General features: G+C 60.5%; 15 protein-coding genes and 3 tRNA genes. 13 read left to right on the top strand and 5 right to left on the bottom strand.

The window, feature by feature from the left end:
- Complete coding sequence (locus DARO_RS01540) at window positions 1–1,140, bottom strand: D-alanyl-D-alanine carboxypeptidase family protein (protein ID WP_041224159.1); 1,140 nt, start codon at window positions 1,138–1,140, stop codon at window positions 1–3.
- A gap of 35 nt (window positions 1,141–1,175) precedes the next feature.
- Window positions 1,176–2,084, bottom strand: a complete 909-nt coding sequence (locus tag DARO_RS01545; protein ID WP_011286061.1) for a LysR family transcriptional regulator — start codon at window positions 2,082–2,084, stop codon at window positions 1,176–1,178.
- Between the two features lie 102 nt (window positions 2,085–2,186).
- On the opposite strand from DARO_RS01545, the gene htpX reads away from it, so the two are divergent.
- The 6 genes from htpX (at window position 2,187) to DARO_RS01575 (ending at window position 9,962) form a co-directional block, all read left to right on the top strand.
- Complete coding sequence (gene htpX, locus DARO_RS01550; protein WP_011286062.1) at window positions 2,187–3,065, top strand: protease HtpX; 879 nt, start codon at window positions 2,187–2,189, stop codon at window positions 3,063–3,065.
- Window positions 3,066–3,106: 41 nt separating this feature from the next.
- Window positions 3,107–4,345 carry a TolC family protein gene (locus DARO_RS01555; RefSeq protein ID WP_041224639.1) on the top strand — a complete coding sequence of 413 codons (1,239 nt, stop codon included), beginning with the start codon at window positions 3,107–3,109 and terminating at the stop codon, window positions 4,343–4,345.
- Window positions 4,342–5,481, top strand: coding sequence for an efflux RND transporter periplasmic adaptor subunit (locus DARO_RS01560; RefSeq protein ID WP_011286064.1), 1,140 nt, complete (start codon window positions 4,342–4,344; stop codon window positions 5,479–5,481). Before DARO_RS01555 ends, DARO_RS01560 begins: the two co-directional genes overlap by 4 nt.
- Window positions 5,478–8,588 carry a CusA/CzcA family heavy metal efflux RND transporter gene (locus DARO_RS01565; RefSeq protein ID WP_011286065.1) on the top strand — a complete coding sequence of 1,037 codons (3,111 nt, stop codon included), beginning with the start codon at window positions 5,478–5,480 and terminating at the stop codon, window positions 8,586–8,588. The genes DARO_RS01560 and DARO_RS01565 overlap by 4 nt, the downstream gene beginning before the upstream one ends.
- A complete protein-coding gene (locus DARO_RS01570; RefSeq protein ID WP_011286066.1) occupies window positions 8,585–8,923 on the top strand; it encodes a P-II family nitrogen regulator in 339 nt (112 codons plus the stop codon). Before DARO_RS01565 ends, DARO_RS01570 begins: the two co-directional genes overlap by 4 nt.
- Window positions 8,924–9,080: 157 nt before the next feature.
- A complete protein-coding gene (locus DARO_RS01575; protein ID WP_041224160.1) occupies window positions 9,081–9,962 on the top strand; it encodes a GAF domain-containing protein in 882 nt (293 codons plus the stop codon).
- On the opposite strand, the gene DARO_RS01580 is transcribed toward DARO_RS01575, so the two are convergent.
- The 3 genes from DARO_RS01580 to lgt are packed head-to-tail and all read right to left on the bottom strand — an operon-like array spanning window position 9,959 to window position 12,027.
- A complete protein-coding gene (locus tag DARO_RS01580; protein ID WP_011286068.1) occupies window positions 9,959–10,711 on the bottom strand; it encodes a hypothetical protein in 753 nt (250 codons plus the stop codon). The genes DARO_RS01575 and DARO_RS01580 overlap by 4 nt on opposite strands.
- Window positions 10,712–10,718: 7 nt before the next feature.
- On the bottom strand, window positions 10,719–11,195 hold the full coding sequence (locus DARO_RS01585; RefSeq protein ID WP_011286069.1) for a VOC family protein: 477 nt from the start codon (window positions 11,193–11,195) through the stop codon (window positions 10,719–10,721).
- Between the two features lie 40 nt (window positions 11,196–11,235).
- Entirely contained in the window at window positions 11,236–12,027 is a 792-nt protein-coding gene (lgt, locus tag DARO_RS01590) for a prolipoprotein diacylglyceryl transferase (RefSeq protein WP_011286070.1), read from the bottom strand.
- 86 nt (window positions 12,028–12,113) lie between these two features.
- On the opposite strand from lgt, the gene ilvD reads away from it, so the two are divergent.
- From ilvD to tuf, 7 genes are all read left to right on the top strand, one after another.
- Window positions 12,114–13,970 carry a dihydroxy-acid dehydratase gene (ilvD, locus tag DARO_RS01595; RefSeq protein WP_011286071.1) on the top strand — a complete coding sequence of 619 codons (1,857 nt, stop codon included), beginning with the start codon at window positions 12,114–12,116 and terminating at the stop codon, window positions 13,968–13,970.
- Complete coding sequence (gene rhtB, locus DARO_RS01600; RefSeq protein WP_011286072.1) at window positions 13,967–14,584, top strand: homoserine/homoserine lactone efflux protein; 618 nt, start codon at window positions 13,967–13,969, stop codon at window positions 14,582–14,584. Before ilvD ends, rhtB begins: the two co-directional genes overlap by 4 nt.
- 151 nt (window positions 14,585–14,735) lie before the next feature.
- Window positions 14,736–15,041: a c-type cytochrome gene (locus DARO_RS01605; protein ID WP_011286073.1), complete on the top strand. Its 306-nt coding sequence runs from the start codon at window positions 14,736–14,738 to the stop codon at window positions 15,039–15,041.
- 98 nt (window positions 15,042–15,139) lie between these two features.
- Window positions 15,140–15,224: transfer RNA gene (locus DARO_RS01610), tRNA-Tyr, on the top strand.
- Window positions 15,225–15,263: 39 nt separating this feature from the next.
- Window positions 15,264–15,337: transfer RNA gene (locus DARO_RS01615), tRNA-Gly, on the top strand.
- A 30-nt stretch (window positions 15,338–15,367) separates the two neighbouring features.
- Window positions 15,368–15,442 (top strand) — tRNA-Thr (locus DARO_RS01620).
- A 54-nt stretch (window positions 15,443–15,496) separates the two neighbouring features.
- Window positions 15,497–16,687 (top strand): elongation factor Tu, encoded by a 1,191-nt coding sequence (gene tuf / locus DARO_RS01625; protein WP_011286074.1) that lies wholly within the window; start codon window positions 15,497–15,499, stop codon window positions 16,685–16,687.
- Window positions 16,688–16,728 lie beyond the last annotated feature (41 nt).

Consider the following 16,728-nt stretch of genomic DNA (forward strand, 5'->3'; position numbering starts at 1 on the left):
TTAGTTGAACCAGAGTCGGATGGTATCGATGATACGAATGAAGATATTGCCGAGTGCGATATTTTCAAGAGCGACGACCGGATATTCGTTGTACGGCTTGCCGTCGATACTGACCTTCAGCGTGCCGATTTTCTGGCCCGCTTCGACCGGGGCGATCAGGCGCGGCTCGGCGATGAAATCGCTCTTGACCTTGTCGGCATAGCCCTTCGGAACCGCAATGCCGAGATCACTGGTGAAGCCGGCCTTGACCTCGCTCTGGGCGCCCTTCCAGACGCGCAGGGTGGCGACAGCCTGATCCTTGGCAAAAAGTGCCACGGAGTCGTAGGAGATAAAGCCCCAGTTCAAGAGCTTTTGCGATTCGGTCGCGCGGGCGCTGTCCGAGGTCGTGCCGAGCACCACCGACAGCAGGCGGCGCTTGTCGCGCAGGGCCGAGGAAATCAGGCAATAGCCGGCGGCTTCGGTGTGGCCGGTCTTGACGCCATCAACCGTCGGATCGATGAAGAGCAGGCGGTTGCGGTTCGGCTGGGTGATGTTGTTGTAGCGGAATTCCTTCATCGAGTAGTACTTCTTGTAGTCCTCGGGGAAGTCGCGGATCAGTGCGGAGGCGAGCAGGGAGAGGTCGCGGGCGGTGGTGTAGTGCTGCGGATCGGGCAGGCCGGTCGAGTTGATGAAGTGACTGTTGGTCATGCCCAGGCGCTGTGCTTCGCGGTTCATCATCTGGGCGAAATTCTCTTCGCTGCCGGCGATGCCTTCGGCCAGCGTGACGCAGGCGTCGTTGCCGGACTGGACGATCATGCCCTTGATCAGGTCTTCCACCGGCACTTGCGTGTCGACCCGGACGAACATCTTCGAACCGCCGGTGCGCCAGGCCTTTTCGGAGACGGGCAGGGTCTGGCTCAGGCCGATGGTTTTCTGGCGGATGGCGGCGAAAGTCAGGTAGGCCGTCATCAGTTTGGTTAGCGAGGCCGGTTCGAGGCGCTCGTCAGATTTTTCGGCGGTCAAAACCTGGTTCGAACCGACTTCCAGCAGCAGCCAGGATTTGGCGGCCAATGCAGGCGGGACGGGAAGCTGTTGGGCCATGGCCTGGCCAGCGGTGACAATACTGAGGAGGATGAAAGCGGTCTTGCGGAACAGCGACATGGGGTTTGTACTTTGTTTTGCGTTGGGGGAGGACATTATACCCTCGGCTCCGCGCCGGCCTGCGGCGCTGCGGCGCAGAGCGCCTCGACGGCCGGGTGGCGGATGCGCCGTTCGCTGGAGATCGCGTAGATCTGTTCGCTGACGCCGGCCATGGCGCCCAGTGGCTGGGCATCGAGTTGCGAGGCAATCTGTTCGGCCAGGCCGAGCGGGGCCGGGAATATCCCCAGGCCGCCGCGGCCGAAGGTGTTGAGTAGCGCGCTGTCTTCAAATTCGCCGACGATCTTCGGACGAATGTTGGTGTTCTCCAGCCAGCGATCAATCCGGCCACGCAGGGCGTTGTGGCGAGTCGGCAACAGCATCGGCGCACCGTCGAGGCTGTTCGGGAAGTCCGGCTGATAACGCTCGACGAGGGCCGGTGTGGCGAATAGTCCGGTGGCGAATTCGCCCAGCCGGGTGCTGAACACCTTCAGATTGCCACCGACCGGGGCAGAGCGATCGGTCAGCACCACATCGAGGCGGTGCAGGGCGAGATCGGCCAACAGGGTTTCGAATTCGCCTTCATCGCAAATCAAGCGGACATCGGCCGGCATGTCGGTCACCGTCGACAGCAGTCGATAGGCTAGCAGCTTGGGAATGCCGTCGGAAATGCCGGCGCGCAGGCGAAGCGTGGACTCGCTGTTGCTGTGCTCCACGGCGTCGACCAGCGCGTCGCCGAGCTGGAATATCTGGTCGGCGTAACCGAGTGCGACGCGGCCGGCCTCGCTCAGTACCAGGCCGCGTCCCTGGCTGTTGAACAGCGCTTTGCCCAGATGGCGTTCAAGCAGGGAAAGCTGGCCGCTGATGGTCTGAACGGCGACATCGAGTCGCTCGGCGGCTCGGGTGATGCTGCCTTCCTGGGCGACGACCCAGAAGTAATGAAGATGCTTGTAGTTAAGTGGCGTCATTGGTTTGTCAGGAAAAATCGAAGTAATAGTCAATTTTGCTCCTGTTTTTTAATTTTGTGCAACGCCATACCATTGGCCCGTTTGTCTTTTGAGGAGTTCGACATGAAACGCATCATCCTGTTTCTCGCCACCAACCTGGCGGTCATGCTGGTTCTCAGTGTGGCCACCAGCCTGTTGGGCGTTAACAAGTTCCTGACAGCCAATGGCCTGAACGTCGGCATGTTGTTTGTCTTTGCCGCAGTGATCGGTTTCGGTGGCGCCTTCATTTCGCTGCTGGTGTCCAAGACCATGGCCAAGTGGAGCACTGGCGCTCGGGTCATCGAGTCACCGAGTTCATCGACGGAGATGTGGCTGGTCGATACGGTGGCCAAGCTGGCCAAGCGCGCCAACCTGCCGATGCCGGAAGTGGCTATCTACGATGGCGAGCCGAATGCCTTCGCGACCGGCGCGACCAAGAACAAGTCGCTGGTTGCCGTCTCGACCGGCCTGCTGCAGAGCATGACCCGCGATGAAGCCGAAGCCGTGCTGGCCCATGAGGTGGCCCACATCGCCAACGGCGACATGGTCACGCTGACGCTGATCCAGGGCGTGGTGAACACCTTCGTCGTCTTCCTGTCGCGCATCGTCGGCTACGTGGTCGATGGCTTCCTGCGTCGTGGCGACAGCGAAAACAGTGGCCCGGGGATTGGTTACATGGTGACCAGCATGATTTGTGAAGTCATCTTCGGCCTGCTGGCCAGCATCGTTGTGGCCTGGTTCTCGCGTCAGCGTGAATTCCGTGCCGATGCGGGGGCGGCTGGCTTGATGGGCTCGCCGGTGCCGATGCAGAACGCCTTGCGTCGTCTGGGCAACCTGCATACCGAAGCCTTGCCGCAAAACATGGCCGCTTCAGGTATTGCCGGTGGCAAGGGGGGCTTCATGGCGCTGTTTTCCACCCACCCGCCGCTGGAAGAACGGATTGCCGCATTGGGAGGCCGTTGATCGCTGCCGTTCGTGGCATGCGGTTTGCTAACTCAATGTTCATGATGCAACGCACAAACCTGTTGATTCTCCTGTTGGGCATGAGTGCGACGCTGGCCGTCGCGCAGCCCGAATACGATCTGCCGAAGCTGGAAGCGCTGGCCATGGAGTCCAGCCGCTCCGTACTGGCGGCGCGGGAGCAGATCACGGCTGCCCGCCATGCCGTCGAAAGTGCGGGTGCCTTTCCCAATCCGGAACTGGAATACCTCGGTGGCACTGCGCGTTCTCGCGGCGTGGGGGGCAATCTTGGCGATGCACGCAGCGTCGCGCTGACTCAGCCGTTGGATATGCCGTGGCGCCGAGCTGCCCGGATCGGTGCGGCGGAGGCGGGATTGGCGGCGACCAGTGCGGCGGTGCGCGCTTTCGAAGCGGACTCGCTGGCCCGTCTTCGCCTGCGCTATTTCGAAGTTCTACGTCGCGATGCCGAGTTGAAAAATGCCCGCGAAGACATGAGCTTGATGGAGAGTGTGCGCTCACGTATCGCACTTCGGGTCGAAACCGGTGAAGCGCCGCGTTTCGAGTTGATCAAGGCCGATGCCGAAGCGCTCAACGCGCAGAAGAGCGCTCAGGCCGCCGGATTCAGGGTCGAACAGGCGCGTTCGTTGCTGCGCCAGGCGGTTGGTGGTGCGCTGCCGCCTGAGTTCGGTTTGCAGGGCCGATTACGTGATGTACCGGAGCTGCCGCCGCTGGATGGGCTGCGCAAACAACTGGGTGAAACGAGCCCGGATTTGGCGCGGGCCCGCGCCGAAATGGTGCGCGCCCAGCATCAGCTTGATCTGGAAAAACGGCAACGCTGGCCGAGCATCGCCTTGAAAGCCAGCATGGATGAGGATCCTGAGACGCGGGCTTCGAAAGTCGGCGTGGTGGTCTCGATACCCTTGTGGGACCGGCGTAGCGGCCCCATCGGCGAGGCGGCGGCGCAATTGTCGCGGACGCGCCACGAATTCGCGGCGCAGGAGTTTTCGCTGGCCCAGCAGCTGGACGTTGCTGTCCAGCAGTATGAAATCGCCCAGTCGCAGGTGACGGCGCTGGAAGGCGGCATCGTCAGGCAAGCCGAAGCTGCACTGAAGGTCTCCGAGGCGGCTTATCGCTTTGGCGAACGCGGCTTCCTCGAAGTGCTCGATGCGCAACGGGTATTCCGTGCGGCTCGCGCCGAGTTGATTGCAGCGCGCTACGAATTGGCGGCGGCGTGGGTGGAAATTGAAAGATTGCGGGCGATTCCCGGAGAAACAAGACAATGAAAATAGCCCTGATTTTGGCCTTGAGCTCGGCATTGCTGCTCGGCTGCAACAAGGAAAACAACCCGGCAGCTGCCAAGCAGGCGCAGGATCCGAGCATCGTTCACCCCTCCCCGGAGTTGCTGGCTCAACTCAAGCTGGCGGATCTGGAAACGAAGGCGGTGGCTGAAACCCTGCGCGTGGCGGGGCGGATCGATTTCGACGAGCAGCGTCTGGCGCGCATCGGCGCCACGGTGACCGGTCGCGTCACCGACATTGATGCCCTGCTCGGGCAAAGCGTCAAAAAAGGCGAAGTCCTGGCCCGTCTGAACAGCAGCGAGTTGTCCAGCCAGCAACTGGCTTACCTGAAAGCACGGGCTCAGCTGGAGCTGAACCGCCGCAACGCTGAGCGAGCCAAGGCCTTGTTCGACGCCGACGTGATCGGCGCTGCCGAGTTGCAGCGAAGGGAAAGCGAATTCCAGATTTCCGTGGCCGAAACCCGCGCCGCCTCCGACCAGTTGCAATTGCTCGGGGTCAGCCGCGCGGCAATCGATCGTCTCGGCAAGCAGGGGGCGGTTGATTCGGTGACGCCTGTCACGGCAACGTTGAACGGGGTCGTGGTCGAGCGCAAACTGGCCCAAGGGCAGGTGGTGCAGCCGGCGGATGCGCTGTTCGTCGTCGCCGACTTGTCGCGCCTGTGGGCCGTGGCTCAGGTGCCGGAACAGCAGGTGAGCCAAGTCAAGAGCGGGCAATCGGTCAGCATTGAAGTTCCGGCGCTGGGCAATGAGAAGCTGGTCGGCAAACTGATTTTTGTCGGCCAGACCATCGATCCGGAGACGCGCACGGTACTGGTCCGTACTGAACTGGACAACCGCGAGGGGCGCCTCAAGCCGGCCATGCTGGCCTCAATGCTGATCGAAGCCAAGCCGGTTGAACGCCTGGTCGTGCCGGCCAGTGCCGTCGTGCGTGAAAACGACGAGGATCATGTTTTCGTTGCCGAGGGCGATGGGATTTTCCGTCTGCTCAAGGTCAAGCTGGGGCCGGAGCAAGGCGGTATCCGCGTGCTGTTATCCGGGCTCAAAGGCGGCGAAAAACTGGTGGTTGACGGAGCATTCCACCTGAACAACGAGCGTAATCGCAAGGAAATGGAGGGATCGTGATCGAGTCCCTCGTCCGTAGTGCGCTTAAGCAGCGCCTGATCGTCGCGGTCATCGCGGCCGTTCTCTTTTTCTTCGGGCTGGATGCGGCGCGCAAGCTGTCGGTCGACGCCTTCCCAGACGTGACCAATGTCCAGGTCCAGATTGCGACCGAGGCCACTGGCCGTTCGCCGGAAGAGGTCGAACGCTTCGCCACCGTGCCGCTGGAGGTCGCCATGACTGGCCTGCCAGGGCTGGAAGAAATGCGCTCGCTGAATAAGCCAGGCCTGTCGCTGATTACCCTGGTATTCAATGACAAGACCGATGTCTATTTTGCTCGTCAACTGGTCATGGAGCGCCTGCTGGAAGTCGGCTCGCGCCTGCCGCAGGGCATCACGCCGGTGCTGGGGCCGGTATCGACTGGCTTGGGCGAGGTCTATCAATACACGCTGGAGCGGGCAGATGATGGTGACCGGACTCTGAGCGAAGAGGAATTGATGAAGCGCCGGATCGCCCAGGACTGGGTGGTTCGTCCGCTGCTGCGTTCGATTCCGGGCGTGGCGGAAATCAATTCGCAAGGTGGTTATGCCAAGCAGTATCACGTGCTGGTCAATCCGGACAAATTGCGCCACTTCGGGCTGTCGGTGGCCGATGTCTATCAGGCGGTCGGGCGCAACAATGCCAACGCCGGTGGTGGGGTGTTGCCGCAGTATGCCGAGCAATACCTGATCCGCGGCATTGGTCTGGTGCGCGATATCGAAGACCTGCGGGCCATCGTTCTTCGTGAGAGGGATGGCGTCCCGGTTTATGTGCGCGATGTGGCTGACGTGCAGATCGGCCATGACGTCCGCCAGGGCGCCGTGATCAAGAATGGCGTGACCGAGGCGGTCGGCGGCGTGGTCATGATGATCGCCGGCGGCAACGCCAAGGAAGTGGTCGGCCGCATCAAGGCGCGGGTCGAGGAGATCAACCGTAAGGGCATGTTGCCCGATGGCTTGAAGATAGAGCCTTATTACGACCGCTCCGAGCTGGTCGATGCGGCGCTGTGGACGGTCACCAAGGTGCTGCTCGAAGGCGTGGCGCTGGTTGTTGTCGTGCTCTTCCTGTTCCTTGGCGATGTCCGTTCCTCGCTGATCGTCGTCGGCACGCTGGTGCTGACGCCGTTGCTGACCTTCATTGCGATGAACAAGCTGGGCATTTCGGCCAACCTGATGTCGCTGGGCGGCCTGGCCATCGCCATCGGCCTGATGGTCGACGGCTCGGTGGTCGTCGTCGAAAACGCCTACCTGCAACTGGGGCGGATGCTCAAGTCCGGTGAAAGTTCGACCCGGGTGATCCTGCGCGCCGTGGTCGAGGTGGCGACGCCGGTCATCTTCGGGGTGGGTATCATCATCCTGGTCTTTCTGCCCTTGATGACGCTACAGGGCATGGAAGGCAAGATGTTTGCACCGCTCGCCTACACCATTGCCATTGCGCTGGCGATTTCGCTGATCCTGTCGCTGTCGCTGACGCCGGTGATGTCGACTTATCTGCTCAAGCCGCCGGCCCATGACGGTGACCACGACACCCGACTGATCGCGGTCATGAAGCAGCGCTATCTGAAAATGTTGCACTGGGCGCTCGGCAACGAAAAAAAGACGGTGACCCTGGCGATCATTGCCTTTGTCGTCACCGTCAGCCTGCTGCCTTTCCTCGGCACGGCCTTCATTCCGGAAATGAAAGAGGGCTCCGTGGTGCCCGGTATTAACCGCGTGCCCAACATCTCGCTCGACGAGTCGATCAAGATGGAAATGGAGGCCATGCGCCTGGTCATGCAGGTGCCCGGCGTCAAGTCGGCCGTATCCGGCGTCGGGCGCGGCGAATCGCCGGCCGACCCACAGGGGCCAAACGAGTCGACGCCCATCGTCAGTCTGAAGCCGCGCAGCGAGTGGCCATCCGGCTGGACGCAGGACGATATTCAGGATGCCATGCGGGAAAAGCTGAAAGCCTTGCCGGGCGTGCAGATTGTCATGGCCCAGCCGATTTCTGACCGGGTTGATGAAATGGTCACCGGCGTGCGTTCCGATATCGCGGTCAAGGTCTTCGGCGATGATCTCGATCAACTGAAGAGGGTCGCCGGCCAGATCGGCAAGGTCGCCCAATCCTTGCAGGGGGCACAGGATCTGCGCATCGAGCGGATCAGCGGCCAGCAATACCTGTCGATCGAAATCGACCGTCAGGCGATTGCCCGCCTTGGCCTGAATGTCTCTGACGTCAATGACGTGCTGGAAACGGCCGTTGGCGGCAAGGTGGCGACCGAGATTTTCGAAGGCGAACGGCGCTTCCCTGGCGTGGTGCGCTTGCCGGAACGTTTCCGCAATAACGTCGAGGCGATCTCGAACATCCTGCTCACTTCGCGCAACGGGGCGCAGGCCCGGTTGGCCGACGTGGCCAAAATCAGCGTCATGGATGGCCCAGCACAGATTTCGCGCGAACTTGGCAAGCGCCGCATCGTGATCGGGGTCAACGTCAAGGATCGCGACTTGGGCAGCTTCGTCGCCGAGTTGCAGCAGAAGGTTGAAAGCCAGATCACGCTGCCGGAAGGCTACTACCTGGAGTGGGGGGGGCAGTTCCAGAACATGGAGCGGGCGCTTGGCCATCTGAAGATCATTATCCCGATCACCATCGCAGCGATCTTCTTCCTGCTCTTCCTGCTTTTTAATTCGCTGCGTTTCGCTACGCTGATCATCACCGTGCTGCCCTTTGCTTCCATCGGCGGTATTGTCGGCTTGTTCGTGACCGGGGAATATCTGTCGGTACCCGCCTCGGTCGGCTTCATCGCGCTGTGGGGGATCGCCGTGCTCAACGGCGTGGTGCTGGTCTCCTACATTCGTGGTCTGCGCGATCAGGGGCGGAGTGTGCGTCAGGCCGTGATCGAAGGCGCAACGCTGCGTTTCAGGCCAGTCATGATGACGGCGACAGTCGCCATGCTCGGCCTGATTCCCTTCCTGTTTTCCAGCGGGCCGGGGTCTGAGGTGCAGCGACCGCTGGCCATCGTGGTCATTGGTGGGCTGATTACCTGCACCTTGCTGACGCTGCTGGTTTTACCCACGATTTACCGCTGGTTTGACGAAGATGAGGTCGAAGCATGAAAGAAATCAAGGCGATCATTCGCCCCAACAAACTGCCGCTTTTGCGCGATGCGCTGGTCGCCTTGCCGGACTTTCCAGGGATGACGGTCTCCAAGGTTGAGGGGTGCAGCGCCCCGTCGCGCCATGTGCCGGCGCGGACCAAAATCAAGGATGAACTGACCGATTACACGTCCAAGGTACGCATCGAAATCGTCGCGCCCGACGAAGTCGCCGAGACCATCTTCCTACGCATTACCGAAGTGGCGCAGACCGGGCATTACGGAGATGGTCTGGTCTGGATCACCGACATCGAAAAGGTGGCCTTCGTTTTTAAAACGACCCCCGGGCCGGATTAACTGGAAAAATCGCCTATTACTTTAGTCATGTGTGGAGGATTTCACATTGCGTTTTTGATGATTTTGTAAAATTCGAACTATGTTAATGCTCGAAAGGGCAGAGGTGGTTCGAAGTCAAATGGGAAAACTGCATCAACCCGCGAGTGGGGCAACCCTGATGTCACCAGCTGCGTTACAGGAAGGCATCGCCAGCCTGTCGCGCGGGGTCTATTTCAGGGAGGCCTCCCTGAGCATGATGCTCAGCATCCTGACCGAATCGGCTGCACAAATGTCCGGGGTTGAGCGCGTCAGCATCTGGGCTTTGACCAATAGTCAGAGCGAACTGACATGCCTCGATCTCTATGAACAAGCCTCCGGGCAGCACAGCAAGGGCGCGAGCATTGATGCCGGAGGGTATCCCGTCTATTTCCGCGCCCTTCAGGCCGGTACGGCCATTACGGCCGATGACGCCTATCTGCACCCGTTGACGGCCGAATTTGCCAGCGATTATTTGCCGCGCCACAAGGTTACGGCAATGCTCGATACGCCGATCCACATTCGCGGTGAATTGCAAGGAGTGCTCTGTCTCGAACAGGTTGCTTCCCGTCAGCCCTGGACCGCGGCGCATCAGCTTTTTGCTCAGGCCGTCGCCAATCTCGTGACTCTCGCCTTGGTCGAATACGAAGCGGAAGAAGCGCGGCGGGCCGCCAAGGAAGCCAGCGAGCGCCTGCGCGCCGTGTTTGATGCATCAAGGGATGCGCTTTTCCTGGCGGATCGCGATAGTGGCGAGATTCTGGATGTCAATCGTCAGGCCGAAGCCCTGGTCGGGCGGACGCGCAATGAATTGCTTGGTCGTCACCAGGGAAGCCTGCATCCGGCCGAGTTTCAGAAAAGCATGCTCGGTGAGTTTCGCCAGATGTTCGATGGCTGCCAGTCTCTGACTTTGGCCAGCCAGGTGCAGCACAGCGACGGCCGCAAGCTTCCGGTCGAGATAACCGCCGAGGTTGCCGATCTGAGTGATGGCCGACGGCTCGCCTTGAGTGTTTTTCGGCCGGTCTAGGCCGCGACGGCAGCGATTGCCGTGGCTAGCGCGTGCACCAGCCGCTCAATTTCCTCCCGGTGCTCATCTGAGTCCAGCTCGGCCGCGTTGCGGCCAATATAGTCGGTCAAATGCCGGGCAAGATGCATGATGCCCCAGAGTTCCAGCAATTCGGCCTGCTGCGCCAGTTTCATCGCTTCGGTCGTCAGCGCATAGGCATCAGGCGGCAGGGCGGCCAGTGCATCGCGCATCAACTCGATCTGCTCGCAAGCCTCGTCGACAAAAAGACGGTCGAGAACGGCCGAGCGTTCGGCGTTGTCGGGCGCTGAGGCTGCCGCTTCGAGGCGCATTGAGAAATGCTGGGCGCGGTCGGCAAAGGCCTCATGCTCCAGACCGTCCGCTTCGCCAAGGCATTCGATGGCCCCGGTGATGGCAGCGATCAGGCGCGGCGACGGGCTCGCATTCTCCAGGCGGTCGGCCGCACTGGCCAGGGCTTCGCCCAGTCGGAGAGAGTCGCCATCGGCAGCTTCAATGGCGATGGCGTAGAGACTGAAGATGGCGGGCCGGATGTCTTCAGCCCCCGCGCCGTGACGGTCTGACCACGCGGCAGCCAGACGCTTTCCGGCAGCGACCCAGCGCTCATTGAGCTTTGCATCGAAGCGTAATTGCCGGGGTTTGCTGACCCAGGGCAGGATGGCGGCAGTCGCTGCCAGCGTTGGAGCGAGCGCCGCCCGGGTTTCCTCGAGATCTTCCTCGGGGATGTCAGCCATGAAAGGCTTATTGAGCCGCCAGCTTGGCGAAGGCCGCAACGACTTCCGGCGGCGCCTGCACCAGTTCGATCAACACGCCTTCGCCGCCGATCGGGAATTCGTCATTGCCCTTCGGGTGCAGGAAGGTGATGTCGAAACCAGCCGCGCCCTTGCGAATGCCGCCCGGAGCAAAACGAACACCGTTGGCCGACAGCCATTCGACAGCCTTCGGCAGGTCGTCGATCCACAGACCGACGTGGTTGAGCGGCGTGGTATGCACGGCCGGCTTCTTTTCCGGATCGAGTGGCTGCATCAGGTCGACTTCGACCTTGAACGGGCCGGTGCCCATGGCGCAGATGTCTTCATCGACATTTTCGCGCTCGGAAACGAAGGTGCTGGTGATTTCCAGACCGAATTTCTCGACCCACAGGGTGCGCAGTTTTTCCTTGGACGGACCGCCGATGGCGATTTGCTGGATGCCGAGAACCTTGAAGGGACGAGTCATGACTGGATTCCTGTGTTGGATTGAATAACGTAATCCATAATTATAGGGATTTCTTCCGGTAGGCAAAGACCACCATGGCCACCCCGATCAGGATCATCGGCAACGACAGCCACTGTCCCATGCTGATTGTGTAGGACTGCCCGAAAATACCGTGATCCGGCTCGCGAAAATACTCGGTAATGAAACGGAAGGCGCCGTAACCGATCAGGAAGGCACCCGAGGCAGCAGCGCGCGGGCGCGGCTTGGCGGTGAACCACCAGAGGATCACGAACAGCGCGAGGCCTTCCAGTCCAACGTGGTAGAGCTGCGATGGGTGGCGCGGCTGCATGTCGCCCGACTGCGGGAAGATCATTGCCCACGGCAGGCTGGCATCGGCCACGCGGCCCCACAGCTCGCCGTTGATGAAATTGCCAACGCGTCCGGCGGCCAGGCCTAGCGGCACCAGCGGCGCCACGAAATCCATCACCTCGAACCAGTTCAGGTGGTGTTTGCGCGTCCAGAGGCCCATGGCGACCAGAACGCCGAGGAAGCCGCCATGAAAACTCATGCCGCCTTTCCACACCGCGAATATTTCCAGCGGATTGGCCAGGAAATAGGCTGGTTCGTAAAACAGGACCTGTCCCAGCCGACCGCCAAGAATCACGCCGAGCATGCCGTAGAACAGCAGGTCGTCCAACTGTTCTACGCTCAGGAAGCCTGGCCGGGTTTTGATCCGGTAGCGGCCAAGAAAAATAAACTGAACGAAGGCCACCAGATACATCAAACCGTACCAGCGCACGGAGAGCGGGCCGACAGAGAAAGCGACGGGGTCGAACTGTGGGTGAAGAAGCATCGAAGGCGCAGAGTGGGCTAGAATTAGCCGATTATAGTTCGCGCGCCATGACAAAACGTCGGCGCCAGATTCAGACGGAGATTTTCATGCCCCAATACCGCTCCCACACCTCGACCCACGGCCGCAACATGGCTGGTGCCCGCTCCTTGTGGCGCGCCACCGGCATGAAGGATGGTGACTTCGGCAAGCCGATCATCGCCGTGGTCAATAGCTTCACCCAGTTCGTGCCGGGCCACGTCCATCTGAAGGACATGGGGCAGCTGGTGGCGCGCGAAATCGAAGCCGCTGGCGGCGTCGCCAAGGAATTCAACACCATCGCCATCGACGACGGCATCGCCATGGGCCACAGCGGTATGCTGTATTCGCTGCCCAGCCGCGACCTGATCGCCGACTCGGTCGAATACATGGTCAACGCCCACTGTGCCGACGCCATGGTCTGCATCTCCAACTGCGACAAGATCACCCCGGGCATGCTGATGGCCGCCATGCGCCTCAACATCCCGGTCATCTTCGTGTCCGGTGGCCCGATGGAAGCCGGCAAGGTCAAGATTCAGGGGCAAGTTATCCATCTCGACCTCATTGATGCCATGGTCAAGGCTGCAGATCACTCGGTTTCCCAAGCTGAACTGGATGATGTCGAGCGTTCGGCCTGCCCGACCTGTGGCTCCTGCTCCGGCATGTTTACCGCCAATTCGATGAACTGCCTGACCGAAGCCTTTGGCCTCAGCCTGCCCGGCAACGGTACCGTCGTCGCCACGCACGCCGACCGCAAGCAACTCTTCCTGCGTGCCGGTCGCCAGATCGTCGAGCTGTGCAAGCGCTACTACGAGCAGGATGATGCCTCGGTCCTGCCGCGTGCGATCGCCACCAAGGCCGCCTTCGAAAATGCCATGACCCTCGATGTCGCCATGGGTGGCTCGACCAACACCGTGCTGCATATCCTGGCTACGGCGCAGGAGGCCGGTGTTGACTTCACGATGGCCGACATCGACCGCATTTCGCGCTCGGTGCCGTGCCTGTGCAAGGTCGCGCCGATGACTGACAAGTATCACATTGAAGACGTCCATCGCGCTGGTGGCATCATGGGCATCCTCGGCGAACTCGACCGGGCTGGTCTGATCAATCGTGACGTCCCGAACGTCTATGCAAAAAACCTCGGTGAAGCAATCGACCGTTGGGATGTGGTGCGCCAGCACGACGTCAAGGTGCACGAATTCTTCAAGGCAGCGCCCGGTGGCGTGCCAACGCAAGTCGCTTTCTCGCAGGATCGCCGCTTCAACGAACTGGATATTGATCGTACCCACGGCTGTATCCGCAACAAGGCCAACGCCTATTCGCAGGAAGGTGGTCTGGCTGTGCTCTACGGCAACATCGCGCTGGATGGTTGTATCGTCAAGACAGCCGGTGTCGACGAGTCGATCTGGAAATTCACCGGCAAGGCCCGCGTTTTTGAAAGCCAGGATGCTGCGGTCGAAGCCATCCTGGGCGAGAAAATCGTCGCCGGCGACGTTGTCGTTATCCGCTACGAAGGCCCGAAGGGCGGCCCCGGCATGCAGGAAATGCTCTACCCGACGTCTTATCTGAAATCGATGGGTCTCGGCAAGGAATGTGCGCTGCTCACCGATGGTCGTTTCTCCGGGGGCACTTCCGGTCTCTCCATTGGTCATGCCTCGCCCGAGGCGGCCGATGGCGGCGCCATCGGTCTGGTGGAGGAGGGCGATACCATCGAAATCGACATCCCGAATCGTCGCATCCATCTGGCGGTCACCGATGGCGAGCTGGCCCAGCGTCGCGCCGCGATGGAAGCCAAGGGCGAAGCCGCCTGGCAGCCGGTTAGTCGCGAACGGGTCATTTCGCCTGCCTTGCAAGCCTACGCCCTGATGGCGACGTCGGCCGACAAGGGTGCCGTGCGCGACGTCAAACAGATCCAGCGCCGCAAGTGACACTGACTGTCTGGCTCGGGTTTCTGGCGGCATCGATATTGATCGCCGTCACCCCCGGGCCGGGTGCCGTCATCAGCATGAGCACCGGTATGCGGCATGGCTACTGGTCGGCACTGACTGCGATCCTCGGACTTCAGGCAGCCATCCTTCTGCATCTGCTGATCGTTGCCCTCGGCCTCGGTGCCTTGCTGGCCGCTTCGGAAGCGGCGTTTACGCTGGTCAAATTTCTCGGTGCTGCCTATCTGGTTTGGCTCGGTATTCAGAAGTGGCGAGCACCTGCCGTTCCGGTGGATGCCAATGTCCCTCTGGTTCGCCGCAAGGGGCTCTTTCTGCAAGGTGTGCTGGTTAATCTGACCAATCCGAAAGCGATCATCTTCGTTGGCGCCCTGGTCCCGCAGTTCGTCAGTCCAGCCTTGCCGCAAATTCCGCAATACCTCCTGATCGCCGCTACGCTCTGTCTTACGGACATGACGGTGATGTCCGGTTATGCGTTGGCGGGCACTCGCCTGGGGCGCTGGTTGCATGATCCTGAAGCCATTCGCCTGCAGAATCGTGCGTTCGGCGGCCTTTTCGTGTCGGCCGGTGCGTTGTTGGCCATCTCGTCGAAGCCTTAGCGTTTGCTGTCAACGTAGCGCTTCTTTCGTGCGTTAATAGCATGCGGATGCGAAAGACCAGACTTGCCGTTCTCCTTGTTTGCAAGGGACAGAAAAGGGTTTTATCATCCCCAGCTGATTTACCTTCCAACTCGAAGAACGGAGCAAGAGAATGAAAGCTGTTTACGTTGCCATGATTGCTGCTGGTGTTGTGATGGCTGGTCAGGCCCAGGCCGATGAGGCGCTGGCCAAGGCCAAGAACTGCATGTCCTGCCACGCTATCGACAAGAAGCTGGTTGGTCCGGCTTACAAGGATGTTGCCGCCAAGTACAAGGGCGATGCCAAGGCTCCGGCCATGCTGGCTGCCAAGGTCAAGGCCGGTGGCAAGGGTACCTGGGGTCAGATTCCGATGCCTCCCAACAACGTCACCGAAGACGAAGCCAAGAAGCTGGTTGCCTGGGTACTCTCCCAGAAGTAATTCAAGCTTCGAAAGCGCAAAAGCCGGCTATATGCCGGCTTTTCTGTTTTTAGGTGTTGACAGGTCCTGGTCTCGTCCGGATAATCTCGGGTTCTTCCGGAGGGGTACCCAAGCGGTCAACGGGAACAGACTGTAAATCTGTCGGCTCTGCCTTCGAAGGTTCGAATCCTTCCCCCTCCACCAGATTGAATGCTGTAGCAGCCTGTGATGCGGGCGTAATAAGCGGGTGTAGCTCAATGGTAGAGCTGAAGCCTTCCAAGCTTAAGACGAGGGTTCGATTCCCTTCACCCGCTCCAAGATGCAGTACGGCTGGAGTTTTAAGGTAGGCCCATGTGGCTCAGTGGTAGAGCACTCCCTTGGTAAGGGAGAGGTCGGCAGTTCGATCCTGCCCATGGGCACCACCGATTAGCTTGGATTCTGGATTTTTTACTTTATTTGATTATTGAGGAACTGGAATGGCTAAGGAAAAATTCGCGCGTACGAAACCGCACGTAAACGTTGGCACGATTGGTCACGTTGACCACGGCAAGACCACGCTGACGGCTGCGATCACGACGGTGCTGTCCGCCAAGTTCGGTGGCGCTGCCAAGAAATATGATGAAATTGACGCTGCGCCGGAAGAAAAGGCTCGCGGTATCACGATTAACACCGCCCACGTCGAATACGAAACCGCCAACCGTCACTACGCCCACGTTGACTGCCCGGGCCACGCTGACTACGTCAAGAACATGATTACCGGTGCTGCCCAGATGGACGGCGCGATCCTGGTCTGTTCCGCCGCTGACGGCCCGATGCCGCAAACCCGCGAACACATCCTGCTGGCTCGCCAGGTTGGTGTGCCGTACGTTCTGGTGTTCATGAACAAGTGCGACATGGTTGACGACGCCGAGCTGCTCGAGCTGGTCGAAATGGAACTGCGCGAGCTGCTCTCCAAGTACGACTTCCCGGGCGACGACACCCCGATCATTCACGGCTCCGCCCTGAAGGCCCTCGAAGGCGACCAGTCCGAAATCGGCGAACCGTCGATCTTCCGTCTGGCCGACGCCCTGGACTCCTACATCCCTGATCCGGAGCGTGCTATCGATCAGCCGTTCCTGATGCCGGTTGAAGACGTCTTCTCCATCTCTGGTCGCGGTACCGTGGTGACCGGTCGTGTTGAGCGCGGCATCGTCAAGGTTGGCGAAGAAATCGAAATCGTTGGTATCCGCCCGACCGTCAAGACCATCTGTACCGGTGTTGAAATGTTCCGCAAGCTGCTCGACCAAGGTCAGGCTGGCGACAACATTGGCGCCCTGCTGCGTGGTACCAAGCGTGAAGACGTCGAGCGTGGCCAGGTGCTGTGCAAGCCGGGTTCGGTCAAGCCGCACACCCACTTCACCTCCGAAGTGTACATCCTGTCCAAGGATGAAGGCGGTCGTCACACCCCGTTCTTCAACGGCTACCGTCCGCAGTTCTACTTCCGCACGACGGACGTGACTGGCTCCATCGAGCTGCCGGAAGGCACCGAAATGGTTATGCCGGGCGACAACATCGCCATGACGATCAAGCTGATTGCGCCGATCGCCATGGAAGAAGGTCTGCGCTTCGCCATCCGTGAAGGCGGTCGTACCGTCGGCGCCGGCGTCGTCGCCAAGATCATCGAGTAATCGATAGTCTTTCAGTAATTAAGGCGCTTCGGGAAACCGAA

The organism is Dechloromonas aromatica RCB (assembly GCF_000012425.1).